This is a genomic window from Lancefieldella sp. Marseille-Q7238 (assembly GCF_949152215.1).
Classification (GTDB): Bacteria; Actinomycetota; Coriobacteriia; order Coriobacteriales; family Atopobiaceae; genus Lancefieldella.
Genome location: NZ_OX424407.1, coordinates 99,518 through 125,192, shown reverse-complemented (window position 1 = coordinate 125,192; position 25,675 = coordinate 99,518). Strand labels below are relative to the sequence as shown.

At 53.0% G+C, this 25,675-nt stretch carries 18 protein-coding genes and 1 tRNA gene; 3 read left to right on the top strand and 16 right to left on the bottom strand.

Annotation, left to right across the window (positions count from 1 at the left end; translation table 11 throughout):
* Positions 1-138: 138 nt before the first annotated feature.
* Both QM016_RS00520 and QM016_RS00515 read right to left on the bottom strand, forming a co-directional pair.
* Complete coding sequence (locus tag QM016_RS00520; protein WP_016477086.1) at positions 139-1,242, bottom strand: ABC transporter ATP-binding protein; 1,104 nt, start codon at positions 1,240-1,242, stop codon at positions 139-141.
* Between the two features lie 62 nt (positions 1,243-1,304).
* Positions 1,305-2,339, bottom strand: coding sequence for a LacI family DNA-binding transcriptional regulator (locus tag QM016_RS00515; RefSeq protein WP_016477087.1), 1,035 nt, complete (start codon positions 2,337-2,339; stop codon positions 1,305-1,307).
* Between the two features lie 246 nt (positions 2,340-2,585).
* Between QM016_RS00515 and QM016_RS00510 the strand changes: the two genes are divergently transcribed.
* The 3 genes from QM016_RS00510 (at position 2,586) to QM016_RS00500 (ending at position 6,564) form a co-directional block, all read left to right on the top strand.
* Positions 2,586-3,650, top strand: coding sequence for an aldose epimerase family protein (locus QM016_RS00510; protein WP_282709773.1), 1,065 nt, complete (start codon positions 2,586-2,588; stop codon positions 3,648-3,650).
* Between the two features lie 62 nt (positions 3,651-3,712).
* Positions 3,713-4,921, top strand: coding sequence for a galactokinase family protein (locus QM016_RS00505; RefSeq protein WP_016477089.1), 1,209 nt, complete (start codon positions 3,713-3,715; stop codon positions 4,919-4,921).
* Positions 4,912-6,564 (top strand): UDP-glucose--hexose-1-phosphate uridylyltransferase, encoded by a 1,653-nt coding sequence (locus tag QM016_RS00500; protein ID WP_016477090.1) that lies wholly within the window; start codon positions 4,912-4,914, stop codon positions 6,562-6,564. The genes QM016_RS00505 and QM016_RS00500 overlap by 10 nt, the downstream gene beginning before the upstream one ends.
* 144 nt (positions 6,565-6,708) lie before the next feature.
* On the opposite strand, the gene QM016_RS00495 is transcribed toward QM016_RS00500, so the two are convergent.
* The 14 genes from QM016_RS00495 to leuS all read right to left on the bottom strand — a co-directional run bounded on the left by QM016_RS00495 (position 6,709) and on the right by leuS (position 25,624).
* A complete protein-coding gene (locus QM016_RS00495) occupies positions 6,709-8,364 on the bottom strand; it encodes a methyl-galactoside ABC transporter permease (protein ID WP_016477091.1) in 1,656 nt (551 codons plus the stop codon).
* A gap of 17 nt (positions 8,365-8,381) precedes the next feature.
* Positions 8,382-9,890: a sugar ABC transporter ATP-binding protein gene (locus QM016_RS00490; RefSeq protein ID WP_016477092.1), complete on the bottom strand. Its 1,509-nt coding sequence runs from the start codon at positions 9,888-9,890 to the stop codon at positions 8,382-8,384.
* 137 nt (positions 9,891-10,027) lie between these two features.
* Complete coding sequence (locus tag QM016_RS00485) at positions 10,028-11,320, bottom strand: substrate-binding domain-containing protein (protein ID WP_232209523.1); 1,293 nt, start codon at positions 11,318-11,320, stop codon at positions 10,028-10,030.
* Between the two features lie 210 nt (positions 11,321-11,530).
* A tRNA-Asn gene (locus QM016_RS00480) sits at positions 11,531-11,605 on the bottom strand.
* A 115-nt stretch (positions 11,606-11,720) separates the two neighbouring features.
* A complete protein-coding gene (gene rpoD, locus QM016_RS00475; protein ID WP_016477094.1) occupies positions 11,721-13,088 on the bottom strand; it encodes an RNA polymerase sigma factor RpoD in 1,368 nt (455 codons plus the stop codon).
* Positions 13,089-13,165: 77 nt separating this feature from the next.
* Positions 13,166-15,031, bottom strand: a complete 1,866-nt coding sequence (gene dnaG, locus QM016_RS00470; protein ID WP_016477095.1) for a DNA primase — start codon at positions 15,029-15,031, stop codon at positions 13,166-13,168.
* The gene (gene ribF / locus QM016_RS00465) at positions 15,021-16,049 is read right to left on the bottom strand and encodes a riboflavin biosynthesis protein RibF (protein WP_282709770.1); all 1,029 of its coding nucleotides are present in this window, start codon (positions 16,047-16,049) and stop codon (positions 15,021-15,023) included. Before ribF ends, dnaG begins: the two co-directional genes overlap by 11 nt.
* On the bottom strand, positions 16,046-17,026 hold the full coding sequence (truB, locus tag QM016_RS00460; protein WP_016477097.1) for a tRNA pseudouridine(55) synthase TruB: 981 nt from the start codon (positions 17,024-17,026) through the stop codon (positions 16,046-16,048). Before truB ends, ribF begins: the two co-directional genes overlap by 4 nt.
* Positions 17,027-18,064 carry a DHH family phosphoesterase gene (locus QM016_RS00455; protein ID WP_016477098.1) on the bottom strand — a complete coding sequence of 346 codons (1,038 nt, stop codon included), beginning with the start codon at positions 18,062-18,064 and terminating at the stop codon, positions 17,027-17,029.
* Between the two features lie 2 nt (positions 18,065-18,066).
* Positions 18,067-18,468, bottom strand: a complete 402-nt coding sequence (gene rbfA, locus QM016_RS00450; RefSeq protein ID WP_016477099.1) for a 30S ribosome-binding factor RbfA — start codon at positions 18,466-18,468, stop codon at positions 18,067-18,069.
* 11 nt (positions 18,469-18,479) lie between these two features.
* Positions 18,480-21,125 carry a translation initiation factor IF-2 gene (infB, locus tag QM016_RS00445; protein ID WP_282709769.1) on the bottom strand — a complete coding sequence of 882 codons (2,646 nt, stop codon included), beginning with the start codon at positions 21,123-21,125 and terminating at the stop codon, positions 18,480-18,482.
* Positions 21,126-21,166: 41 nt separating this feature from the next.
* On the bottom strand, positions 21,167-22,414 hold the full coding sequence (gene nusA, locus QM016_RS00440; protein WP_016477101.1) for a transcription termination factor NusA: 1,248 nt from the start codon (positions 22,412-22,414) through the stop codon (positions 21,167-21,169).
* Positions 22,415-22,430: 16 nt separating this feature from the next.
* Positions 22,431-22,925: a ribosome maturation factor RimP gene (gene rimP, locus QM016_RS00435; protein WP_016477102.1), complete on the bottom strand. Its 495-nt coding sequence runs from the start codon at positions 22,923-22,925 to the stop codon at positions 22,431-22,433.
* A 122-nt stretch (positions 22,926-23,047) separates the two neighbouring features.
* Positions 23,048-25,624, bottom strand: a complete 2,577-nt coding sequence (leuS, locus tag QM016_RS00430; RefSeq protein ID WP_016477103.1) for a leucine--tRNA ligase — start codon at positions 25,622-25,624, stop codon at positions 23,048-23,050.
* Positions 25,625-25,675: the final 51 nt, after the last annotated feature.

Genomic DNA, 25,675 nt, shown 5'->3' with positions numbered 1-25,675 from the left:
TAAAAAAAGATGCCTGACAGCCACGCGGCACAGACATCCCAAGAAAGTGTATGGAGTTCTTTTGCTTTCGGGTATCTCGTACCACGTTTAAAGACAACAGGAGTATAGCACGGAAACGTAGCAAATCACTGAGAAACCTCAGCGTTGCAGATGTTCATATGCCTCGCACACCTCATCCACAGGTCCAAGCATGCGCTGAGTACCCTTTTCAATCCAAATCGCCCTGTCACAGATTCGCTGCACCAAGTCGATTGAATGGCTGACGAGAAGAACGGTGACGTTGTTGGAGGAAATGAGATCCTTGATTCGCTTCTCACATTTTTGCTGGAACAAAAAGTCCCCTACCGAGAGCGTCTCATCAACAATCAAGAGATCAGGCTCTGTAACCGTGGCAATGGCAAAGGCAATCCTTGCTACCATACCCGAAGAGTAGTTCTTCAGCGGCATTTCCATAAAGCCTTCAAGCTCGGCAAACTCCACAATATCGTTGAAATGCTCATCGATAAACTCTTTTTTATAGCCGAGAAGAGCTCCGTTGAGATAGATATTCTCCTTTGCCGTAAGCTCCATATCAAAACCGGCGCCTAACTCTATAAGCGGCGCAATGGTGCCTGTGACCTCACAGGTACCGGAGGTTGGCTCAAGAACGCCCGCAATAATCTTCAGCATGGTTGACTTGCCTGAACCATTTGTTCCTACAAGACCAAACGCCTCACCACGTTTGACCTCAAAAGAAATGTCATCAAGCGCGCGGAATTCTTTGAAATTGAGTTCGTGGCGCGTAAGCGCAATGACATATTCTTTAAGCGAGCTGTACTGCTCTGAAGCTATATTGAAAATCTCTTGCACATGGTCGACCTTTACGACCGTCTCAGCCTCTGGAGACGGAAGAGAGGGTCGCATAAAGTCATTCTCACCGGCAACGACCACCCAGGCCGTAACCGTCTGCGGATTACCCTTGGGGTCAAAGGCATCGATATAGAGGTGATAGCGACCGGGATCATCAAAGGTATACGTCCAGCTTGTATCGGTAATAGAACCACCGAACTGGTGCTCAGTCGTATCCCACCATCCATCTTCCCAGCAATCATCTTTGGACCAGACGTAGTTGAATCGAAAACCCGCTGCATCCGCGCCCGTAATACAAGGGGTAGCTATAACATCCTCACCGACATGGACCTCATGGGTATTCAAAGAAACCTGAACCGTCCACGCCAGCTCTGGTTTATGCGAATCAGCCATCACGCTCCCACTCTCATTTGCACACTATCGTTACGAGTATAGCCCATGAGCCAAAAGAGAAGCTAATGCAGATCTCGTACCGTATCCCTTATGATGAGTTTGCCTGGGATGCGAACGGCTTCAGGAACGAAGTCGGCTGTGCGACCTCTCAGCGCGTGTTCAAAGGCCATGCGTCCGCGTTCAAGCAGATTAAAACGGACAGTAGTGAGGTTGCAGTGCGGCAGATAGCCTTCAAGCGAATCATCCACGCCGATAACGCTTATATCTTCAGGAACACGAATTCCCTTGTCGCGCAAGGCGGTAATGATACCGAGCGCCATTTGATCGTTTGCTGAGTAGATAGCCGTCGCCTCAGTGTCTTCAGCAAGCTTGCAGCCAATCTCATAGCCACTGTCCGCCGTCCAATCCCCTGCCAAAGGTTCGACGATGGGAAGGCCGAGACGCTCAAGTGCTTCTCGCCAACCCTTTTGTCGGAAGTTTGAATCGATTGAATAGGAAGGGCCCGCGACAAAGCGGATATTTGTGTGGCCCGCTTCGAAGAAATGGTCAACCACCGTCGTTGAGCAGCCATACTGATCTGAGTCTACCGTCGTGCAAAGTGGGTGCTCATACATACTCAACAGAACGGTTCCCATAGCCGGCTGAGGTTCAAAGGACGCGAAGTCAGACGCCATGAGACTCATGCTGATAATCATGCCGTCCACGGGAAGTTCTGTAATGCGCTGAGAAACGTCGGATAGCGAAAGATTGTCATCGACGCTCTCTATCATGGTAATAGCGTACCCATGCTCTCGGGCGGCCGTAAGGATACCATCGAGTGTTGCCAGGTTACCAAATTCACGAACATCATAGAGGCACAGTCCGACCGAATTGTACGTTCCTCTCCTGAGAGACCGTCCGGCGAAGTTGGGACGAAACCCCAGCCGCACCATAGCGTCCTGCACGCGATTGCGTGTGTTCTCGTTAACGTTTGGCAGATCGTTTGCGACCCGGGAAACGGTTTGCTGCGAAACGCCCGCCTCACGCGCGACATCAGCCATTGACACGGGACGCGGAACACGCGCGGTGCGTTTCGCGTTATGTTGCTGCCGTGGCATAACTCGAACACCTCCAAATGGTAACGAACCCATAATAGCAAGGCGAGATACGATCTCAAAAAGACAAGGTAAATCATCTTGTTAACGACCGTTTGCTGCTTTGTTCCGACCGTTTGTCGCCGGAATTGGACCACCGCTCGAAAAGAATACCGCTTCTCCCGAAAAGGTATTGAGTACGTTAACATCATCAGTATACTAAAGATATCGAAACACAGCTGACTTTGGAAACCTAACTTTGGAGGCGCCATGATTTCTCGTACATCATTTGGAGTCACGCCCAAAGGTTTACCTGCATCTACCTATACCCTCTCGGCAGGACCGGTACAGCTGACCCTGACTGACTTTGGCGCCGCGGTCCAATCGCTCAAGGTAGTTGGCAGCGATAACAAACAACACGATATCGTCTTGGGCTTCGACAAACTTGAGGACTACTTTGACAATCCCGCCTGCCATGGCGCGACCATCGGCCCTTCGGCAAATCGCATCGATAAGGCGGAGGTTCCCCTTCACGGAACTCTCTACCATCTTCCTAAAAACGACGGTCCCTCCAAACAGAACAATCTCCATACCGATCTTGCCCGCGGCTTGCATAAGCGTCTCTGGCACGCCGCTCCGGATGACGAGAAGAACGCTGTCGTTTTCACGCTTTCTGTCCCCGATGGTGAGTTTGGACTTCCCGGAGCGCGTCGCTTTACCGTCTGCTATGCGCTTGTCTCAACCACAACCGGCACCGAGCTGCTTCTTTCTCAGGAATGCGTCTCTGATCAGCCAACCTTTGTCAATATGACTAACCACATGTACTTCAACTTGTCAGGCCACAATTCGGGTACCGTTCGCAACCACGCCGTGCGCATCAACGCAAAGAATTACCTGCCGCTCCGCGCAGACTGCGTATCTCAAGGTCTGCGCGCGCCCGTTGCCGGCGGTCCGTTTGATTTTCGCTCAGAAAAACTCATCGGAGCAGATATCGACGCCGACAACGAACAGCTGCACATTGCTCACGGCTATGATCACTGTTTCTGCATCGACGGATACAGAAGCGAGGCCGCGCCACGCGTCGCGCTTGCAGCGACCGGCGCTAAAGCGCGGCTTGAAATTGCCCTTACTGCTCCGGGAGCGCATTTCTATACGGGAAATTGGCTCAACGACAGAAACGCCAAGGAGGGCGCCATCTACAGGCCAAATGACGGATTTGCCTTTGAGCCGGAATTCTACCCTGACTGTATTCATCATCCGGAGTGGGACCAGTCAATTTGCGAGCCAGAACATCCCTGGCATTCAAAGATTGTGTATAGGATCACTCCCCGATAAGTCAAAACGGATCTACTCACGGGCTCTTATTTCTTCTTATCTCTCTTTGAAAAGGACGCATCATGACAGATTGCACCGCCCCAACAACACGCAGCCAGCACAACGAAGCTCAAGTCCTCTTCACAGAGCAGTTTGGCTCTCGCGAGAAGTACCTTGCAGTCCATGCTCCCGGAAGATCTGAGATAGCAGGAAACCATACCGACCATGAAGGCGGCCACGTCATTGCCGGCGCCCTCAATGTCGCTATCAACGGTATCGCTGCTCCCAACGGCAGCGATATGATTCGTGTAGCAAGCAAGGGCTACGAGCCTTTTGAACTTAACGCCCACGACCTCAAAAAGAACACGGACGAGCACCTTTCAACCATTGGTATCACCCGCGGCATGCTCGCAGGTCTTGTCGAGGCGGGTTATGAACCGGCAGGCTTCGACATTGCCCTTACAAGCACTGTGCCCGGCGGAGGCGGTCTTTCTTCCTCCGCAGCCATCGAAGCAGCGCTGGGGCGCGCAATGGAGGCGCTTTGGAAAGGACCTCGCCTCTCCCCTGTTGAATTGGCGCTGAAGTGCAAATTCTCTGAGAATGAATATTTCGGCAAGCCCAGCGGCCTTATGGATCAGCTCTCGGTTTGCATGGGTGGCCTTGCCTATATGGATTTCGAAGATCCCACGGCGCCCAAGACCGCCAAGCTCGATTGCAACTTCGAAGATTTCGGCTATGCGCTCTGCCTTGTCGATGTGGGATCTGATCATGTCCGCTTTACGGACGAATACGCTGCGGTTCCCGTTGAGATGCAGCAGGTCGCTGCTGAATTTGGCAAAGACCGCTTGTGTGAGGTAAGCCCAAAGGACTTCAACGCTCGCGTCACCGAGCTCCGCGAGAAACTCGGAGACCGCGCGTTGCTGCGCGCCATTCATTACTGGTACGAAAACGATCTTGTCGACAAACGCTGGAACGCGCTGCAACACGGCACCATCGACACGTTCCTTGCTCTCACCCGCGCTTCCGGCGCAAGCTCCGCGATGTATCTGCAAAATGTTTCAACCGCAGGCAGCTTCCAGCCGGCAATGTTGGCTCTCGGCCTTGCTGAGCACATACTTGATGGCCGCGGCGCCCTTCGTATTCACGGTGGCGGCTTTGGCGGATCAATCCAGTGCTTTGTTCCTCTCGATATCGTTGAGACCTTTGTCAAGGAGATGAACGGCTGGTTTGGCGAGCAGGCCTGCCAGCAATACACCATCTCTGAAGAAGGAGCATACGCACAATGGCTATAAGTACGGCGCAGGCTATCCAGAGCTTGATAGATTACGCAGTATCCACCGACCTTATCGGCTGGGACGACCGCATATGGAGCTATAACTTTGTGCTCGACCTTATTGGAGCCGAGAATATCGCGCCTGATGAAGGGTGGGCGCACGCCGAGGCGCCGTCCATTGACAAATTTGTTGATGAAATCACAGACGAGCAGCAGGCGTTTGCTGGCACCGGAGTTGCTGCAAGCGAATTTGACCTCGAAGGTATTCTGGGGCTTCTCGCCGAAAAAGCCATCGGACGCGGAAAAGAAGAGAACACGCTTTCCGGCCGCGACCGCATCTCCATGCGCATCATGGGCACGCTGATGCCTAAGCCTTCCGAGGTCTCCTACACGTTCAAGGCGCTCCATGCGGAAGAGTCGCCAAAAGTCGCTACCGATTATTTTTACCAGCTCAGCTGTAATGCGGGATACGTCCGCCGCCAAGCTATCGCGCGAAATATCCAATGGAGCGCCTCAACAACATGGGGCGATCTTGAAATAACCATTAACCTTTCAAAGCCTGAAAAAGATCCCCGTGAGATAGCCGCCGCAGGAGCTGAACTATCTCTGGAAAAGAAGTATCCTGCATGTCAACTTTGTATTGAAAATGAAGGGTACGCGGGACGAAGCGCCTCTTCTCCCCTCGGGGCCCATCCCGCTCGGCAGAACTTGCGCATCATTCCTCTTGAGCTTGCCGGCGAGCGCTGGGGATTTCAATACAGCCCCTATGCGTACTTTAACGAGCACTGCATTACTATGAGCGCTCATCACCGTCCAATGCACATCGACCGCTCCGCGCTCACCTGTCTTTTTGACTTCGTTGACTACCTGCCTCACTACTTTATCGGCTCAAATGCCGATTTGCCCATCGTAGGCGGATCGATTCTCAGCCACGATCACTTCCAGGGCGGCGCGCATGAGTTCCCTATGATAAAAGCGGCCGTTTCAGAGACGTTTGCGCTTCCCTCCTATCCTGATGTCAAAGGCGCCGTTCTCACATGGCCCCTCTCGGTGATTCGCTTGACTTCTTCCAACCGAGAAGCGCTTCTTGAGGCCGCCTGCCATGTCATCGCGGTGTGGAAAACGTACTCCGATGAGTCTGTCGGGGTCGTTGCGCGCTCCAAAGACGGAACTCCTCACAATACCGTGACCCCTGTGGTACGCCGTGTGAACGACGTGTACGAGGCGTATCTCGCTTTGCGGTGCAATATCACGTCAGATGAGCATCCTCTGGGTGTTTTTCATCCTCATGCCGAATACCATCACATCAAAAAAGAAAACATCGGGCTCATTGAAGTCATGGGTCTTGCCATCCTGCCGCCTCGCCTTGTACCTGAGCTTGACGCGGTTGGCAAAGCGCTTGTCGATGCCGCAGTATGCAGCAACGAGGCGGCACTTGAAGCCCAGCTCCTTGAAAAGCCCGAAACACTCTCCCATGCCGCATGGGCCCTTGAGGTGTTTCGCCGCCACAGGGCTGCCATTGCGCAAAATTCCGCAGACATTGAATCTCTGCTGCATGATGAGGTCGGTGCCGTATTTGCTCACGTCCTAGAAGACGCCGGCGTTTTCAAATGGGACAGTGCGGGTCGTCAGGGACAGCGCCGCTTTTTGGATGCTCTATAGAGCTTCTCAGCGCTGCTTCTTGACCGCTTCTCATCGCTCTCTACCACTCTCTCATCTCTCAACAGATCTTCTCGGCAACACAAAAAAGGCAGACCTCAAACGGCCTGCCTTTTACGTATGACTGTTTACGCTCGAACGGTTTACTTACTTTTTCTGAACATACTTCAGAGAGTCAAGGGTAACCGCAGCAAGAATGATAACTCCAGAGAACACGAACTGCAGATTGGTATCGATGCCCAGGATGGTCAGCGAGTACGTCAGAGCGGTAAAGATAAGAACGCCCGTTGTGACACCCGAAATCTTGCCGATACCGCCGGTGAAGGAAACGCCGCCGACCACGCAGGCGGCAATAGCGTCCATATCCCAACCCTGACCGTAGGCAGCGGAGCCGGAACCAACCATGCGCATGCACTCAAGCCACGAACCGAAACCATACAGGATACCAGCCATGACAAAGGCACCAAGCATAACCTTGAAGACATTGATGCCGGAAACGGCTGCCGCTTCGGGATTACCACCGACGGCATAGAGGTTTTTGCCAAAGGTAGTTTTATTCCAAATGAACCACACGAGCGCAATGGCAGCGACCGCCCACAAAATGATTGTCGGAAACCCGTTTACGCGCGGAATCACCGCGGCCGGAATGCTCGCCTCGATAGCGCCGAAAGAAACGCCTTTTGTAGCGTAGGTCACGATACCAAAGATGATGAGCATGTTTGCCATCGTTGAAATAAACGGGTGAATCTTGAACTTCGCCGTAAAGAAGCCGGCAATGGAGGTAAATATCGTGCACAGGACGATACAGGTCAGCAAAGCGAATATAACCCGCACAGAAATGGGAAGGCCGGTGAAATCGAAAATATGGCCGAAGACGCCGCCGGTATTGATACCCTGGTGCATGATGATGGTCGAGGCCGTCATACCCATGCCCACCATACGACCGATAGAAAGATCGGTACCGGTAAGTAGGATGAGGCCGGCGACGCCGAGGGCCAAGAACATGCGAGGCGACGCCTGCTGAAGAATATTGAGTACGTTGTTATAGGTCAAAAGCTGCGTACCTTTTACGGCCGGCGTCACGATGCACAAACCGATAAAAACCAGCAAAATAACGATATACAGGCCGTTTTGCAGCAAAAATGAACGCATATTAAAGGAATACTTGTAGTTCTCCCAACGCTGAGCCTGCGTCTCAAGAGGCGTAAACTTCGACATGCGCAGCTGGTCAATCAAGTGGTACTCATACCCAAACGCGTCATGCGCCCGGTCCTTGATGCGCTGCAGTTCCTTCTCATAAGTGACTTTCGCGTCAAACTGACGGTTTTTATAGACGTATTTCTCGTCCTTTATTTCCTGAGAATCGCTCAGCGTGGAAAGCGTCTGGGTGTGCTCGGCTTCAAGCTCCGCCAAGCGCTTCTCGTACTCCTGCTTTGCCGCAACTTTCTCCGCTTTGCAGCTCGCTTTCACAGGCTCAAGATATTCAGGCGAGAAGTGTTGCTTCAAATAGCTCTCCGCGTCAGCGATCAGTTTTGAAATCTCACCTTTGTGCGTTGCTTCGACCCTCTTCGCCTTATCGAGAAGAGCCTTCTGCTCGGCAATCTGGGAGGAGCGCTCATCGGCGGTAATCGACTTGTCCCGCTTTATCGATTCAATGTTGCTCATTGCGAGGACAGCCTGGTCGGTTCCATCTTTGCGCAATTCATCGATTTGCTTTTGAATGGCGCCTACATACTCGTCAATTGGTTTGCGCAGCTTGAGCTCCTGCTCGGCTGTCAGGACAGAATCACCTGTGTTTGGCATATGTATCAACCCTCTCTTTACAGGTACTTTGCGCTGAGGCGCAGGAGTTCTTCTTGGTTGGTATGTTTTGTGTCCACAATTCCCGAAAGGCGGCCGTTGGACATCACGCCGATACGGTTGGTAATGCCCAAAATCTCAGGCATCTCGGAAGACACCACGATGATGGTTGTCCCCTTCTTTGCCATGTCGATAATGAGCTCATAAATCTCGTATTTAGCGCCGACATCGATGCCTCGCGTTGGCTCGTCCATCAAAAATACCTTGGGATAGCGCTCAAGCCACTTGCCAAAAATAACTTTTTGCTGATTGCCGCCGGAAAGACTTGAAATCAAATCATCGGGACCCATGGCCTTAGTGTTCATGACCTTAAGTTCTTTGACTGTCGCCTTGGTCATCTTAGGGTCGGAAAGCATGGGTCCGGACTTGTATTGATTGAGGTTGGCAATAGTAGTGTTAAAGGTAAGATCGCCTTTCAAGAAAAGACCGTTGGCTTTACGCTCTTCGGTAATCATGGCAAAGCCGTGATCCATAGCCTCAGCAGCGCTCGAGAAATTCATAAGATGACCGTTGACGTAGACACGACCGGCCGCCCGCGTCCGCACGCCAAAAATAGTTTCCAGAAGCTCAGTGCGGCCTGCGCCAACCAAACCGTAAAGGCCGAATATCTCGCCTTTTTTAACCTCAAACGTTACATCTTGCAGATACGGCGCATACTTTGTTGACAGGTGCTGTATCGAAAGATACGTATCACCCGGATTGTTGTCGACATTGGGGAATCGATTTTCAAGCGAACGGCCTACCATCGCAGCGATAAGCTCATTCATACTGGTCTCTTTGGCGGCTTTGGTCATCACCAATTTGCCGTCACGCAGCACCGAGACGTCATCGCAGATATCAAAAATCTCATCCATCTTATGGGAAATATAAACCAGGGAAATTCCCTGTTCTTTCAGCATGCGAATCATCGAGAAGAGCTTGTCGACTTCCTGAGCCATAAGCGAAGATGTAGGCTCATCAAGCACGATGATTTTTGCGTTATACGAAATCGCTTTCGCAATCTCAACCATCTGACGCTGAGAAACGGACATTTTCTTCATCGGCTGCGTCAGATTGACAGTCATGCCTAAACGGCGAAAGAGTTCGTTCGCCTCTTTTTTCATGCGTCCTTCATCAATGACACCCATGGCATTGACTGGATAGCGGCCTAAGAAGAGATTGTCAATGACATTGCGCTCAAGACATTGATTAAGCTCTTGGTGAACCATAGCGACGCCATTTTCAAGCGCGTCCTTAGGTCCGGAAAAGCTGACTTCTCTGCCATCGAGAAATATTTGACCTTCATCTTTTTGATAGGTGCCAAACAGGCACTTCATCATGGTGGACTTGCCCGCGCCATTCTCGCCCATAAGACCCATGACCGTACCCCGACGCACTTCAAGATCAATATGATCAAGCACGCGGTTGCGGCCGAAGGATTTGCTCATGCCCTTAATGGAGAGGACGACATCATCTTGCAAATCAGCCATTTTATCACCCCTTTGTTTCTCTCGTACTGTTCTTCTCGCGGTATATTTCTGGCCTGCAAGAAGCCAGCTATCGAGAAACACCGAGAGGAGAGGAGCAGCTCCCCTCCTCTCGGATTGCACGCAGTTACAGCAGTCGGTTAGTTCTGAAGGAGCTGCGTATAAGACGAGCCATTGTCGGTCTTAACCATGTTGATGGCGAAGGCGTCGTACTCGCTTGGGTTGCCAAGGCGGTTGGTGATATTCGCCTCAGTCTGGCCGTCGCCGCCGATATACTCGACCTTGAGGTTCAGAAGCTTGTCATACTTCTGAAGCAGCGGCTGATAGGTGGAGCTCAAGAAGTTGTCAGCGGAGTTGTAGATGTTCAGCCACACCTTCTTCTCAGGGCTCTTGGAGGCGTCAAGCTGCTTCGAAGCGTCAGGATACGGAGTGGTTGCATCCAAGAAGTCCTTGTAGTTGTCACTAGTAACGGCAACGTTCAGCGCGTAGTAGGAACGCTGATCGGCTTCGTATTTGTAGTCGCTGGAGGACAAAACGTTTCCTGCGTCATCCTTGGAAGAAATACCCGTATTGATGTCGACGCCATCAAGGGCATTACGAAGCAGACGGAGCGTCAGGTACGCCTGAATATCCGGGTGCTGGGAGATGGTGCCGGTGAAACCATCGGCGATGGCGGCCACCGCGTCGGAGTTGGCGTCGTATCCAAAGGTCGGAAGGCCTTCCTTCTTGGAATAGGCGTTAAACATTGCCATGCCCATACCGTCGTTATTGGAGACGACGACGTCAATCTGATCGCCAAAGTCAGCGGCCCAGGCGGAAATGGCGTTGCCTGCGGTTGCCGCGTCCCATGTGGCGCCGGCGGAATTCTTCATTTCCTGGGAGGCAAGCTCACGAACCACATAGGTCTTGCCGTCAACGTCAAGTTTGCCGTCCTGTACAACCGTTGCGGAACCATCGAGGTTCTTGCCGACAGGATCAGATACAACCTTGCCGTCCTTCTCGACAGCCGTGCCCAAAGCCTTACGGACACCGCGCGTACGAGCGATGGAGTCATTGTGGCCGATGTCGCCGATGGCGAGAACGTAGCCAATGGTTCCGTCGCCGTTGCGGTCAAGTTTGGCGGCGTTCTTTTTCACATACTCAAGGACCATCTTGCCCTGCTCTTCAGCGCCCTGATTGGCGTCAAAGCCGACATAGTAGGTGTCCTTGTTAAAGTTCAACGTAGCCATATCCAGCTCACCGGTAGAGCTGTTGGACGGCTGGCGATTAAAGAAGACAACCGGCTTGTCCTTATTTGCTACCGCGCCACCGGCAGAAGCATTTTTGCCGGAATCATCGCTCTTGTTGCTGTTGTCGCAACCCGCAAGCGCACTTGTGCCGGCAACGCTCAGAACGCCAAGACCACAGAACTCAACAAACTTACGACGAGACATCTCCATAGGATTTGCCCTTTCTCTGTATATCGCGTTCTTTACGCGACACTAACCTTGCCGAATACGTTAACAAACCTGTATGTTAACGTACCCATAACTTCGCCCAGCGGTCGTTTGCGTGTGGTAAACGGGCGAAAATCGCTCATTTTGCGTTATTTTTGTGAGGTCAATATAAAAAAGACCGAGAGAAAAATCTCGGTCTGAAAAGCCTGGCTCCCCGAGCAGGATTCGAACCTGCGACACGCTGATTAACAGTCAGCTGCGCTACCGCTGCGCCATCGGGGAATATGTCGGTAAAACAGCACATGCCATAAGAATGCTTTGTGCGGTGTTTAAGTATAAAGACACTCTCACAACCATGCAAGCATTAATTTCATTTCCTCATGGCTGCTGTGGTCTTCTACTCTTCCATGTAGTCTTTCAGACGGGCAGAGCGCGACGGATGACGCAGCTTTGCCAGCGTTTTTGACTCAATCTGACGGATACGCTCACGCGTGACGCCAAACTCGCGGCCGACTTCCTCAAGCGTGCGCGGACGGCCGTCCTCAAGACCAAAGCGGAACTTGATAACTTTGCGCTCTCTATCAGCCAAACCGTCAAGCACCTGTTCCAACTGCTCGCGAAGCATAGAATCAGAGGCTGCATCAGGAGGAGCGATTGCGGTGGAGTCTTCAATAAAGTCACCAAGCTGCGAATCCTCTTCTTCGCCAATCGGCGTTTCAAGAGAAACCGGCTCTTGAGAAATCTTTTGAATCTCACGCACACGATCGGGTGACATATCCATCTCCGCGCCGATTTCCTCCGGCGTAGGATCACGGCCAAGATCTTGCAAGAGCTGACGCTGCACACGAATCAGCTTATTGATAGTCTCAACCATGTGCACGGGAATACGGATAGTACGCGCCTGATCGGCAATGGCGCGCGTAATAGCCTGACGAATCCACCATGTGGCGTATGTGGAGAACTTAAAGCCCTTGGTGTAGTCGAACTTCTCGACAGCGCGGATAAGACCGAGGTTGCCCTCCTGAATCAAATCGAGAAACAGCATGCCACGTCCCACATAGCGCTTGGCAATAGAAACCACCAAACGAAGGTTTGCGCTGATAAGCTGCTGCTTCGCATCAAGTCCAACCTGCTCGATACGCATAAGGCGCCGCTGTTCTGCCCGTGACAGTTCGGCTTTGCCGTCCTCAAAATCTTCAAGCTTCTGCGAAGCCTCCGTGCCGGCCTCAATCTTCATAGCAAGATCGACTTCCTCAGATGCTGTCAGGAGGTCAACCTTACCGATTTCTTTCAGATACATGCGCACCGGATCTCCGGTAAGCATGACGGTAGACGTATCGACACGGCGGGCACGGGCGCGAGAAGAACGCTTGGGCTTTGCGGTTTTTGCCTTGGGAACGGAACGAAGCGCTTCTTTTACCTGGCGCGCTTCATTGAGCGCCTCGGAGTCTTCATCGTCCTCATCCTCATCGAGAGAAGACGAGTCATCAAAATCATCATCTGAGCCGCTGAAGTCATCATCAGACACGTCATCAGAATAATCGGCGGACACATCAGCCGCTGAGGTAATCTCAATGTTTTTGCTGCGAATAGTTTCGTAAAGCTGGGAAAGCTCATCATCGGAAACATCAATTTCTTGAAGGGATACCTGAATGTCATCTTCAGAGACAGAACCCGAATCCTTTACGGATACTATAATTTCATCTGCCACTTTGCTCAGTTCATCGGAAAGCTTGACACTCTCTTTTGTCTTCTTCGCAGACACATAAGTCCTTTCAACGCAACAACTGGAAGCAGTATACCCATTTACTAACTATTAATTGCAGGCTTTCAAAACAGATATCAATTTGCCGACAATCGCTCGCCCGCTTCATTAATCTGCTTCTGTAACTCTGAGATTTGTCGCAGCAGCGGAGCGGTTTCTTCGGAAGCGCTCCGCTGCAACAAACGACGAAGTTCTCGCATTTTTCGTTTAAGTGAGAAAAACTCCAGCGTATTGACGATAAGGTTCAGTTTCTCTTGTTCGCTCATTCCCTCAGCAGAAAACACCTTCCCGCCCGAAAGTACCTGCGGAGCCGTTGGCTCAACTACTTGGGCAGCGGCGATAACAGCAGGCGCCGGGGTTCCTTTGGGCGTGGCAAGCATTGCCCACGCCATAGCTTCATGGCGGCTGTCGACCCATGAAAGCTCCGCGATACGCTTTCCATAGGTACGAACCGTGTCAATACGAGCCGCCATTGCAGACAAAAGCTCCCGCTCGGACTGTAACTGCATACGGTCATCATGGGAGAGCGATTGTAGCGCGGTGTCCGGAGGCGCCGGCGGCGCGCTTACCTCTTGGCGAGAAGCGCCGTCTTGCCGCGTACGACTCTCTGCCGGTGTTGGTTGAAAATTTGAACGGTTCGGCTCGGGAATCTCTTGTATCGGTGTTTCTCGGATGATGCGTTTCGCATCGTTGACATTGACTCCGAGGGCATCCGCAAGACGCAAGGCATATTCATCAAGCAATACTGACTTCTTGAGCGGAGCGAGGATTTCGGCCATGGCATGAAGCGCCGCGACGCGACTGCCCGGCGTAGAAAGATCAAACTCACCGAGTTTGCTTTCAAAGACAAAATCCATCAACGGACGCGCTTGGTCAAGATGAGCCTGCAGAGCTTCGGCCCCATGCGCCGCCAAAAACTCCATGGGATCTTGGTTATCCGGCAACACAACGCACAAAAACGCCGCCGATGTTTTGTCGATGAACTGAACTGAACGAGAAGCAGCTCTCTGCCCCGCGCTGTCTCCATCAAACATGCAGATAATCTTTTTAACTCGCTGCCGTTCAAGGAGCTTGACGTGATCAAGCCTGAACGCCGTTCCCAGCGCCGCAACGGCATTAGTAAACCCCGCTTCGTGCATGGCTATAACATCGGTATACCCTTCACACACAATAGCAGTGCCTGTTGCTGCCATGGTCTCTTTGGCTCTGTCATATGCAAATAGGTGTTTACCCTTATTAAAAACGGCAGTGTCACGCGTATTGAGATACTTTGGCGCGTTTTTCGCTGTCACCAAAACGCGCCCGCCAAAGGCGATGGTGCGGCCTCTTTCATCGTGTATCGGAAACATTACGCGATCATAGAACCAATCGGTCGTACGGCCATTTCTATCGATAGCTAAGTTAGCGGCAATCATTTCCCGCTCGGTAAAGCCCTTCTCGCGCAGGTGCGCTACGAGCGACCCTCTTCCTGGCGCATAGCCAAGTTTCCAACGCTTGCAGACGTCTCCGCCAAACCCGCGTCCCGAAAGATAGGCTCTAGCAGCGGCGGAGCCTTCTCCGCGGCCGCGCATAAGCATGAGGTGGAAGAAATTCTCGGCTTCGGTAAGGCACTCAATCAGGCGGTTTTTCCGAGGACCGCGAGAATACTTCTTTTCTTCAGAAAGCGTTATGCCTGCCCGATCGGCAAGGTAGCGGACAGCATCAGAAAACTCGAGATTCTCTCTTTTTTGTACGTAATTAAAGACATCTCCCCCGCTTGAACAGCCGAAGCAGTGCCACAGTCCTGTTTGGGGATTAACCTTAAACGATGGGGTCTTCTCGCCATGAAACGGACAGCAGCCCCAAAACTCATTACCGCGCTGGCGAAGATTGACGGTTTCACCAACGAGCTGCACAAAGTCAGTGGCTTGTCGCACTTTTTCTTTGTCCTCGTCAGATATCACAGTCAACCTCCAGCATCGTTTCACCTAGATGAATTCGTACCCACTCGATGTCGTGAAATACTGTCCTTTTAAGCTCTTCAAGATCACCAAATTGCATCGAAGGGCGAAGATGTTTTATGAACACGCAGCTCAGCGTATGTCCATAAAGATTGTCGTTAAAGCCCAAAAGGTTCGCCTCAAGCAGAGGAGCACTTTTCGTTGCAAAACTTGGAGGAGCACCAACGTTTACTGCAGCGGGCCAAGCCCTTGCGCCATCAATGATATAGCATCCGTAGACGCCATCAGCAGGAAGACAGTCTTTTGCAGACAGTCTCAGATTGGCCGTTGGAAAGCCAAATCCCGCGCCCTCCCCGCGGCCATGAATGACCTCACCTCTAAGAAAATGATTTCTGCCCAGAAGCGTCTGGGCTTCATCTAATCGTGCGGCCTCGATAAGACTTCGGATACGCGTCGCGGTAATAGGAGCGCCTCCGTGCGTGACGAGTTGGTGCGCCACAACTTCAAAACCGTGTTGTTGCCCAAGAGCCGCCAGATCGTTTACATGACCTTCTCCACGCGCGCCCAGGCCAAAGTCGGAACCAACGTGAATAGCTACCGGATATACGGACGGTAAAAGCGCTTCTTCGATGTAGTCTTGAGCCGTCAGCGCCGCAAATTGAGGCGTAAACGCGTGCACCAGAAGCGCATCTGGTTCAAGAGAGGCAAGCGCGCAAAGTCTGTCGGCGTCTTGCAACAACAGCCTTGGCGCGCGGTCGAACAAAACCTCAGCGGGATCTGGATCAAACGTTACCACCACGAGCGGTACGCGGCGGCGCAAGGCATCTTCTCTTGCAGCTTCAATAAGCGTGCGATGGCCCTTATGCAGACCGTCAAACACGCCAATCGCGCATACACATTCATGGCCAAGCACGTTGCCGGCAAGGGTATAGAGCTGCGATTTTGAGACTCTCAGAGGCTCAGGCAGCTCCACTCCGTAAAAAACAGACTTCGCAAGGCAGTTTTCTATCGCGCCGCTCATGCTGAAACCCCGCCTATTCCCTGCGAAAAATTCGCGCAGCATACCAGCTTGTTTTCTTGGCATTGCCAGACGCCACAGAGCGCCCCCTCATACACGAGAGCTATGCGTTCGTTTTGCTGAGGCGGACGGCGAGAAGGACAGCGAGAAAAACCTGTTTTGTCTTCCACTTCACCTGCCGCAATACGCCGACCGACTACCACATCAGCAAACTCCCGCTCATTCAGACGATATAGTGGCAGTTGCAGGGCGTGCGCAGGGTCCAGACGGTATTCATCGATACAAGACGCGCCGCGTGTCTCGAGCAAAGAAAGTTCAATACAGTCATCAAGGCTAATTGACCCTGAAACCACTCGGCGCAAGGCGCTTATATGCGCCGCGGTCCCGAGCTTGCGACCCATATCCCGCGCAATGCTTCTGATATAGGTTCCTTTAGAAACACGCAGATCAACGGTCCACAAGCAGTCGTTTGAATCCTCGGACGATTTGGAGAGAGAGACAAGGCGCGCCTGGTAGACGGTGATATGGCGAGCAGGAATCTCAAGGTCCTTACCCTCTCGGGCGAGAGCGTACGCCCGTTTTCCTCCAACCGAGATAGCTGAGTAGCTGGGCGGTATTTGATCCTGTTCGCCTTCAAGCTGTGCGAGCGTCTCACGCGCGAAAGACGGGTCAAAACATTCGGCAGGTACGGATTTTGTAACCACAACCTCGCCTTCTGAGTCATCGGTCGTGGTCTCCGTGCCAAAGGAGATGGTGGCCTGATAGCGCTTCTCCGCCAAGGTCAGCATCCCTAAAAGACGGGTAGCGGAGCCGATTCCCACGACCAACACGCCGCTTGCCAGCGGATCGAGTGTACCCGCATGCCCTACGCGCTTCTCGCCAAGCGCCCGTCTGACGCGGGAAACAACGTCATGGCTTGTCATGCCCACAGGCTTGTCAACAGCGAGAAGTGCGTTGATGCCGCTGCTTCCCCTCTTCATTTATTGCGCCTTTGGACAGGACGCGTTGTCGGAGGATTCCAGCAGAGCTACGATTTTTGGCTCAATGGCAGAAAAAGCTTCGTCTACGGTACCTTCAACGGTAAAGCCCGCGGCGGCCTTATGACCGCCTCCTCCCATCGCACGAGCAATGCCGGAGATGTCAAGATCCGACTTTGAGCGCAGGTTACCGCGGACGACTCCGCTTTTGACTTCTTTCAGAAAAAGAGCCACTTCAGCGCCGTCTACGCAGCGGACAATATCAACCAAGCCGTCCATCTCTGAAACAGGTACTCCAGAAGACGCGAAATCGGCGGTTGTAACATAGCTGTACGCGACACGCCCTCCTCCAAAGGTGCGGATGCGTCCCATAACCTTTGCGGCAAGGTGCATATACGCCAGACGATCGCTTTGATAGACATGAAGTGCTACCTCGGCAGGACTCGCTCCAGCCTCCACAAGCAGACCGGCGATTTCAAAAGCTTCATTATCGGCATTTTGATACTGAAAGCGACCAGTATCGGTCACTAAGGCGCAGAACAAACACTGCGCTTCATCCTTTGTGAGGCGGACTCCCAGATGCAAAGCGAACTCCGTAATGATAACGCCTGCCGCCGCTGCGCTCGTCCGCACCAGGCCGGCATCCCAAAACGAATCGGACGCCGGGTGATGGTCGAAGACCGCTTTGGTTGAAGAGCGCACTAAGATAGCTTCAGCCTCAGCCAGCCGACAGGGTGACGAAAGATCGACGCAGATAAAGAGATCCGGCGTGTCCTTGTAGGCGTCAGCCGTAACATAGTGTTTGACACCCGGCAAAAACTGATAGATGCGCGGAACTTCCCCGTGGGCGTCAGCCAAGAGATTGGTAACGCGCTTCAGTGGCCACTGGCGACGGATGATGCTTGCAAGCGCCAGCCCCGATCCGATAGCGTCCCCGTCAGGTGAGGTATGGGCGCATACAACGATTGACGAAGCCCGCTCAATCAAGGCTATAACCTCGTCAAACTCAACGTTGTTGATTTTTGCTGAAAGATCCAGCACCCTTACTCCTCTGTCGCGTCTTCCGAAGAAATCGGATACCCGAATTCGTCCTTTTCCACACTGAGCGTTGGTGGAACGTCTGCTAAAGCGCGGGCGATACGCTCCGCCTCATCGGTGGTCGTATCAATCCTGAAATCAAGATCAGGCGTAACGCGCCAGTTGAGCGCACGTCCCAGAAGAGAGCGTATGCGACCTTTCGCCCGCCGCAGCGCCACGGTTACCGCCTCATAGCGCTCGACTTCACAAGACACATACACTCTCATAAAAGACTTATCAACCGAGACCTCGCAGCCGGTAACTGTGACAAACTGAAGATCAGGATCGGCGATTTCAAACAAGAGAATGCTTGAGAGCTTTTCGCGGGCAATCTCATTATTGCGGCGAGAATACTGATTTTGCTTCATAGTCTCCCCTTTTATTCGGTTCGAGCCACCTGCTCGATACGGTACGCTTCAAGCTGATCTCCCGGCTTGATATCCTGGAAGTTCTCAAGGCCAATGCCACATTCAAAGCCGGACTTAACGCTTTTGACATCTTCCTTGAAGCGACGCAGCGACGCGATATGACCGTCGTAGACGACAATGCCGTCGCGCACCAAGCGAATCTGGTTGTCGCGGGAAATCTCGCCTTCCGTAATCATGCAGCCTGCAGCAATACCGACCTTCGGCACCTTAAAGGTGTCACGGACATCAGCAACGCCTGTCTGAATCTCCTGCTCCGTAGGCTTGAGCATACCAATACGCGCCGCGTCGATATCCTCAATCGCCTTATAGATAACGCTGTAGGTGCGAATCTCAACACCATCGCGTTCCGCGGCCGAGCGAGCCTTCGCGTCGGGTCTGACACCGAAGCCAATAATGATTGCATTGGACGCATCAGCCAAAACGACATCCGTCTCGGTAATAGCGCCCACCGCGGAGTGGATAGTCATGATACGGACTTCAGACTGATCCATCTTATCGAGCGAATCCTGCAGCGCCTCAATGGAGCCCTGAACATCCGCCTTGATGATGAGATTAAGTTCCTTGACTTCAGCGTCGGCCATAGTGTCAAAGAGGTTCTCAAGGGTCACATGCTTGACGCGGTTTTGCTCCTCGATACGGGCTTTCAAAGCACGCTGATCAGCAAGTTCTCGAGCATCGCGCTCCTCCTGGAAGACGCGGAATTCATCGCCTGCCATAGGAACGGTCTGAAGGCCGAGAATCTCGACGGCGTCCGAAGGACCTGCCTCTGTTACCGCGTTGCCCTTCGGATCAAGCATGGCACGAACGCGTCCGAACGCCATACCAGCGACAAGGGCGTCGCCGATATGAAGCGTACCGCGTGTTACCAGCACTGTTGCAACGGAACCGCGGCCGCGGTCAAGCTTCGCCTCCAAGACGTTACCGGACGCGAACGTATCGGGATTAGCCTTGAGTTCAAGAACGTCCGCCTGAAGCAGGACGGTTTCAAGCAGCTCATCAATACCTTGGTTTTGTTTGGCGGAAATATCCACAAACATATTTTGGCCACCCCACTCCTCAGGAATAACACCGTACTCGGTGAGTTCCTGACGAACACGTGTGGGATCGGCGCCGGGTTTATCGATCTTATTGACAGCAACTACAACGGGAACGTTTGCGGCCTTGGCATGGTTAATCGACTCGATAGTCTGGGGCATGACGCCGTCATCGGCGGCGACAATCAAAATGACGATATCGGTCACTTTGGCGCCGCGGGCGCGCATGGCCGTAAAAGTCTCGTGACCGGGCGTGTCGATAAAGGTAATCTGCCGCCCGTTGATAGTAACCTGAGACGCGCCGATAGCCTGGGTAATGCCGCCCGCTTCTCCAGCGGCAACGCCCGTATGACGAATGGCATCCAAAAGCGAAGTCTTGCCGTGGTCAACGTGGCCCATAACGGTAACCACGGGCGGGCGCGGCTTCAAATCTTTCGGATCATCGTAGAACGTAAATGAATTTTCCTCTTCCTTCGTCATAATCTTAATCTCACGACCGAGGTCGTCAGCAACGAGATCGATAAGGTCGTCAGACATAGTTTCGGTAAGTGTTAAGGGATTGCCCAGCAAAAAGAGACGTTTGATGATGTCATTTGCCGGCACGCCGAGCAAATCGGCGAGTTCCGAAACGGTTGATCCCTGCGGAACCTTGACCGTGTCAAGCTGAGAAATATCTTGATCGTTCGCAAGCGCCTCTTCGATACGCTGCTCCATAGCAGCTTCAGCAGCCTGCTTTTGGCGACGCTCTTTACGCTTTTTACGGCGACCCGCCGACTCTCTTGACGCCTCTTCAATGTCGCGGCGCGCTTCGTCAAGCACTTTACTGCGGTTGTACGCTTCCGCCTCACGCGCCATACGGCTGTAGCGATCTTCGCCTTCTTCCCCGCCACGACGGTTTTTCTTGCGGCGAGAAGGACCTGAAGAACGATCATCTTGAGGAGCGATATCACCATGAGCATTGGAGCGGCCACCGCGGCGCTCGTTACCGATGCTCTCTTCCACCTTAGCTCGAGCGTGGTTGCGCCCGCCCTTCTCGGATTTCTTGTGCGCGGCGGACTCTGCCGCCTGTTGCTTCAAAACCTCTTCTTGTTGAGCGATTTGATCAAGCAGGCTGTGGAATGAAGGTGCGGCCTTCGGAGCGGTGTCTTTTACGCGCCTGCGTTCCGCTTCCTCCGCTGCTTTTCGCTGAGCCTCGGCTTCAGCGGCCGCTTTAGCCTCAGCCTTCTTACGCGCCGCCTCTTCTGCCGCGCGCTTTTTCTCCTCTTCAGCGCGCTCGGCCTCACGACGCTTCTCGGCAGCAAGACGCTCTGCCTCAGCCTCTGCGGCAGCACGCTTCTTTTCTTCCTCTTCCCTCTTTTTAGCCTCAGCCTGTTTCTTTCTAATCTCCGCAGCACGAGCCTCAAGGATAGGCTTGAGCTTTTTGCGGGCCATTGCCACATAGGCATCTTCAAGCGTTGATGAAGGGGACTTAGCCGGAATCTTCATCGCGGCAAGATGTTCAAGCATCTCTTTGCTTTGCATGCCATATTCTTTAGCAAGGTCATGTACGCGCATTTTTGCCATATATGAAACCCTCCGATAGTAGTGTTGCGAGGTGATGTTCCTTAGATAAGCGAGTCTTCATCGTCAGAAATGCGCACATTGGCCATTTTCTCGTGAATTCCGCAGTAATCGGAGCCTGGACGAGCCATGTTGCGGCACGGCACGCCATCAGGGCTCACATACAGGCAGCGATGAGCTTCCTCACGCTTTGCCTGCTGAGGAGCATCCACGGAAGTCGCAGGAAGATCACGCAAAATCTTTGCAGCCAAACTCTCATTTTTGATGTCAATGTGAAGACCGGTCAGGCGGGCTGCCAGGCGTGCATTCTGGCCCTCTTTACCGATAGCAAGCGAAAGCTGATCGTCAGGAACAATGACCGTAGCGTGGCGAGTCTCTTCATCAATAATGACGCGAGAAACACGAGCGGGAGAAAGGGCCGAGGCGACGCAACGCGAGGGATCGTCAAACCAAGGCACCACATCAACGCGCTCTCCGCGAAGCTCGGCCACGACTGTGCGCACACGACTTCCCTTAGGGCCAACGCAGGCGCCTACGGGATCCATGCGGTCATCGGAAGACGCAACAGCGATTTTTGAACGGATTCCCGGTTCGCGGGCAATAGAGCGAATGCTTACAATGCCTTCATACACCTCGGGAACTTCAAGCTCAAACAAACGGCGAATCAGATTCGGATGAGTACGGGAGACAACGATTGGCGGACGCTGACGCTCGCCGCGAACAGCAGACTGTGTGTTCTCCGGATTGCGAACATCAATGATAATCGCCTTGATGCGCTGGTTATGCCCATAGCGCTCACCAAAGGGCCTTTCATCGCGCTCCTCGGGAAACCTCCTGAGATCAAAGTGCGGAAGCTCCGCTTCAACACCTTCACGAATCTTGATAATGGTAAAGTCAGGCGTCGATTGAAGCACTGTTCCGGTAATGATGTCACCAATACGCTGTGAGAACTCTTCATAAATCTGTTTCCGCGCAGCATCGCGCACAAGAGAGCGAATTTCATTTTTCGCATGCTGCGCCGCAAAGCGGCTGGTGTCTTCCGGGGTGACGTCTACCTCGTCAAACTCGGTATACTCGCCTGTTTCCTCATCGGGCTCCCCCTTTGGAATGAGCTGGTATACGTATACCTTGCCCGTCGTCCGGTCGATAGTCACCCGCGCTCCATATGTAAGATGCAGCACATCCGCATAGCTCTTGGCCAAAGACTGCTCAAGGCGGTCAAGAAGGTAAAGCTCATCGATATGCTTTTCCTGACAAAGCGTCATCAGAGCTTCCATCATCTCAGATGCCATGTAAATTCCTTTCTCACTAGTTCTTGGCCTGAGCCGAGAAATCAAAAGACGGTTTAAGCGTACACTTTTTTACCTCATCTAAGGGAATCTCATACCGCTGACCCTCAGATTCAAGCACAACGGTATTCTCGCGCATGCCCAAAAGTTTGCCGGTAAACCTGCGACGCCCTTCTGAAGCCGTTGTCTGCAGCGAGACCTCGTTTCCAGCAAAGCGCTCAAAATCATGCGCGCGCCTCAACGGACGACTCATACCGGGAGAAGAGACTTCAAGTGTGAACGAGTTCGGAAAAGGATCGAGCTCATCTATGGCCAAAGAAATCCATCCGGTCTCCGCGGCAACCTCATCAAGCGAGATTGTTTGGGCGTTTTCGTCTGCATGGTCAATACGCACCCGCACCACCGGCGCTTTAACGGAACCCACGACTTCGACATCAACGATATCTATGTCATGGTTTGTCGCGGCCGCTTCAAGCGCTTCGATGATACGCTGTACGGCGTCATCTTTTGGCATATGCCCCCTATCTGCATATAGAAAGGAAGCGGGACGAAAACTCCGTCCCACTTCCCACAAGTACAACTTCATAACGGTACTACTATACGAGATAACATCCTTCTCGTCAAGTATATTTCCAGCTAGGCAACAATATTCACAAGACGACCAGGAACCACAATAACCTTGCGGATAACGTGTCCCACGAGCTGAGCGCTCACCGCCTCCTGCGCAAGACATGACAGTTCCTCTTCAGACGCCTCGGCGTCAACCATAATGCGAGCACGTACTTTGCCCTTGATCTGAACGGCTATCTCCACCGTATTGCTCTTGGCCTGCGCTTCGTCAAAAACAGGCCAGGGTTCATGATAGACTGGCGTCTTTTTGTGAAGCGCGGCATGCTGAAGCTCATCAGCCCAATGCGGAATGATAGGAGCAAGCATGGCGACAATATCGGAGGCGACTCGATAACACAAGGCGCGAGAACGCTCGCTTTCGGGCACCTCGTTAAGGTACGAGCTTGCCGCGTTGATAAGCTCCATCACCGCCGAGATTGCTGTATTGAACTGACCTTCGTCAAACTCGCGAGTGCAGCGGATACCCAACGCGTGCAGTTCCCGATTAAGTTTTGCCGATGGCTCGTCAAGAGTCGCAAGATCAAGGATTGCCGCCGCGTCAGCGGTCTTGGTAAGCTCCCAGACAACACGCCAGGCGCGCTTGATAAAGCGGTTTGCTCCGGCGACGGCCTTCTCGTCCCAATCAAAGTCCTTCTCGGGAGGGGCAACAAAAAGAATGGCGAGCCGCATGGTGTCGGCGCCGTATGGCTCAATGACAGAGCTCGGCGGAACTACATTACCCTTTGATTTTGACATGGTATCGCCGTGTTCGTCTTTCACCATTCCCTGGGTAAGCAGGTTCTTAAACGGCTCGTCAATACCAATCATGCCGAGGTCGCGCAGGACTTTGGTAAAGAATCGTGAATAGAGCAGATGCAAAATAGCGTGTTCAATACCGCCGATGTAGTTATCAACCGGCATCCAGCGGTCAACAGACTCCCTCGAAAATGGCAGCTCTTCATTATGAGGGTCGCAGTAGCGCAAATAATACCAGCTGGAACAGGTGAAGGTATCCATGGTGTCGGTAACGCGATGCGCAGGACGACCGCATACCGGACAGACAGTCTCATAGAATTCCTTGCATTCAGCAAGCGTATCACCTGCGGAAAGGTCAAGGTCGTCAGGAAGTGTTACCGGGAGCTCGTCATAGGGTACCGGCACATCTCCACAGTGGTCGCAATGAATCATCGGAATAGGATTGCCCCAGTAGCGCTGGCGAGAAATAAGCCAATCGCGCAGGCGGAACTGCACCGTACGGCGGCCAATAGCATGGTCGGTCAAAAATGCGACCACAGCCTCCTCCGCTTCAGAGTGCTTGCCTCCCTGGAGGCCCGTAAACTCGCCGGATTGGACCAAAATGCCCGTGGTATCCATGGGACCGTCCCAATCCACTGAGGTTACGCGGCGCTCCTTAACATCCTTGAGCTCTTCATAAAGATCGGTCCCCTCTTCACAGATAATAGGAACGATTGGCAGGTCATATTTTTTCGCGAAGTCAAAGTCGCGCCTGTCGCCCGCAGGAACGCCCATAACGGCGCCGGTTCCGTAGTCAAGAAGCACATAATCCGAAACCCAAATGGGGATAGATTCTCCGGTGATTGGATTTAGCGCGTACCGGCCGGTAAACACGCCGTGCTTCTCGCGATCAGTACCCTGTCGTTCAATGGAAGTAGCCTTTACCGCAGCCTCTTTCAATTCCGTGAAAGCGGTTTCGTAGGCGGAGCCAGCGACAAGCTCAGCGGCAAGCGGCGACTCAGGCGGCAGCAGCATAAACGTGCAGCCGTAGATGGTATCGGCGCGCGTGGTAAAGACGGTAATGGTAGTGTCAGTGGGTGTTACGCCGTCAGCGGCGGCCAAGGCAAAGTCAATCTCCGCGCCCTCTGAGCGGCCGATCCAATTTGCCTGCATGGCGCGTACCCGTTCCGGCCATCCGTCAAGCTGATCAAGATCGTCCAGAAGCTCTTGAGCATAATCGGTAATGCGCAGGTACCACTGGGAAAGCTCGCGCTTCTCGGGAATCGCGCCGCACCTCCAGCAGCGGCCGTTGACCACCTGTTCATTCGCGAGAACGGTCTTGTCGTTGGGACACCAGTTCACCGGAGAGGTTGCACGGTATACCAGGCCCTTCTCGTACATCTTGAGGAAAATCCACTGGCCCCACTTGTAGTATTCAGGGTCGCACGTGTTGAACATACGTTCTTTGTCGTAAGAAAAGCCCATGCGAAACATGGTCTTGACGGCTTGCTCAATGTTTTTGTGCGTCCAGATTGAGGGCTGCGTATTGTGCTTGATAGCGGCGTTTTCCGCGGGAAGGCCAAAGGCGTCAAAACCCATGGGATGCAAAACGTCATAGCCTCTCATGCGGGCCTGGCGAGCCATGGCATCACCGATAGTGTAATTGCGAGCGTGCCCCATATGAAGGTCACCGGAAGGATACGGAAACATCTCAAGCACATACTTCTTGGGACGGCTTGGATCCTCCTCGGTCTTGTAGAGGCCCTCCTCGTCCCAAATGCGCTGCCACTTTGTCTCTATCGCCTCAGCGTCATAAACAGGGATATCATCGTACTGTTCGTTCTTCTCGACATCAGGCCTTTCTGCCATCTGACGACTCCTTTCAAAAAGCGAATCCAGAGGAAGTCCGACGGGAGCCGC

Coding starts and splice junctions, on each gene's coding strand:
- leuS (WP_016477103.1), bottom strand. CDS start 25,624: ATGGCAGAAAGGCCTGATGTCGAGAAGAACGAACAGTACGATGATATC.
- rbfA (WP_016477099.1), bottom strand. CDS start 18,468: ATGAAGCAAAATCAGTATTCTCGCCGCAATAATGAGATTGCCCGCGAA.
- QM016_RS00520 (WP_016477086.1), bottom strand. CDS start 1,242: ATGGCTGATTCGCATAAACCAGAGCTGGCGTGGACGGTTCAGGTTTCT.
- ribF (WP_282709770.1), bottom strand. CDS start 16,049: ATGAGCGGCGCGATAGAAAACTGCCTTGCGAAGTCTGTTTTTTACGGA.
- infB (WP_282709769.1), bottom strand. CDS start 21,125: ATGGCAAAAATGCGCGTACATGACCTTGCTAAAGAATATGGCATGCAA.
- truB (WP_016477097.1), bottom strand. CDS start 17,026: ATGAAGAGGGGAAGCAGCGGCATCAACGCACTTCTCGCTGTTGACAAG.
- QM016_RS00510 (WP_282709773.1), top strand. CDS start 2,586: ATGATTTCTCGTACATCATTTGGAGTCACGCCCAAAGGTTTACCTGCA.
- nusA (WP_016477101.1), bottom strand. CDS start 22,414: ATGGCATCTGAGATGATGGAAGCTCTGATGACGCTTTGTCAGGAAAAG.
- QM016_RS00485 (WP_232209523.1), bottom strand. CDS start 11,320: ATGTCTCGTCGTAAGTTTGTTGAGTTCTGTGGTCTTGGCGTTCTGAGC.
- QM016_RS00495 (WP_016477091.1), bottom strand. CDS start 8,364: ATGCCAAACACAGGTGATTCTGTCCTGACAGCCGAGCAGGAGCTCAAG.
- QM016_RS00490 (WP_016477092.1), bottom strand. CDS start 9,890: ATGGCTGATTTGCAAGATGATGTCGTCCTCTCCATTAAGGGCATGAGC.
- QM016_RS00505 (WP_016477089.1), top strand. CDS start 3,713: ATGACAGATTGCACCGCCCCAACAACACGCAGCCAGCACAACGAAGCT.
- rimP (WP_016477102.1), bottom strand. CDS start 22,925: ATGCCAAAAGATGACGCCGTACAGCGTATCATCGAAGCGCTTGAAGCG.
- QM016_RS00515 (WP_016477087.1), bottom strand. CDS start 2,339: ATGCCACGGCAGCAACATAACGCGAAACGCACCGCGCGTGTTCCGCGT.
- QM016_RS00500 (WP_016477090.1), top strand. CDS start 4,912: ATGGCTATAAGTACGGCGCAGGCTATCCAGAGCTTGATAGATTACGCA.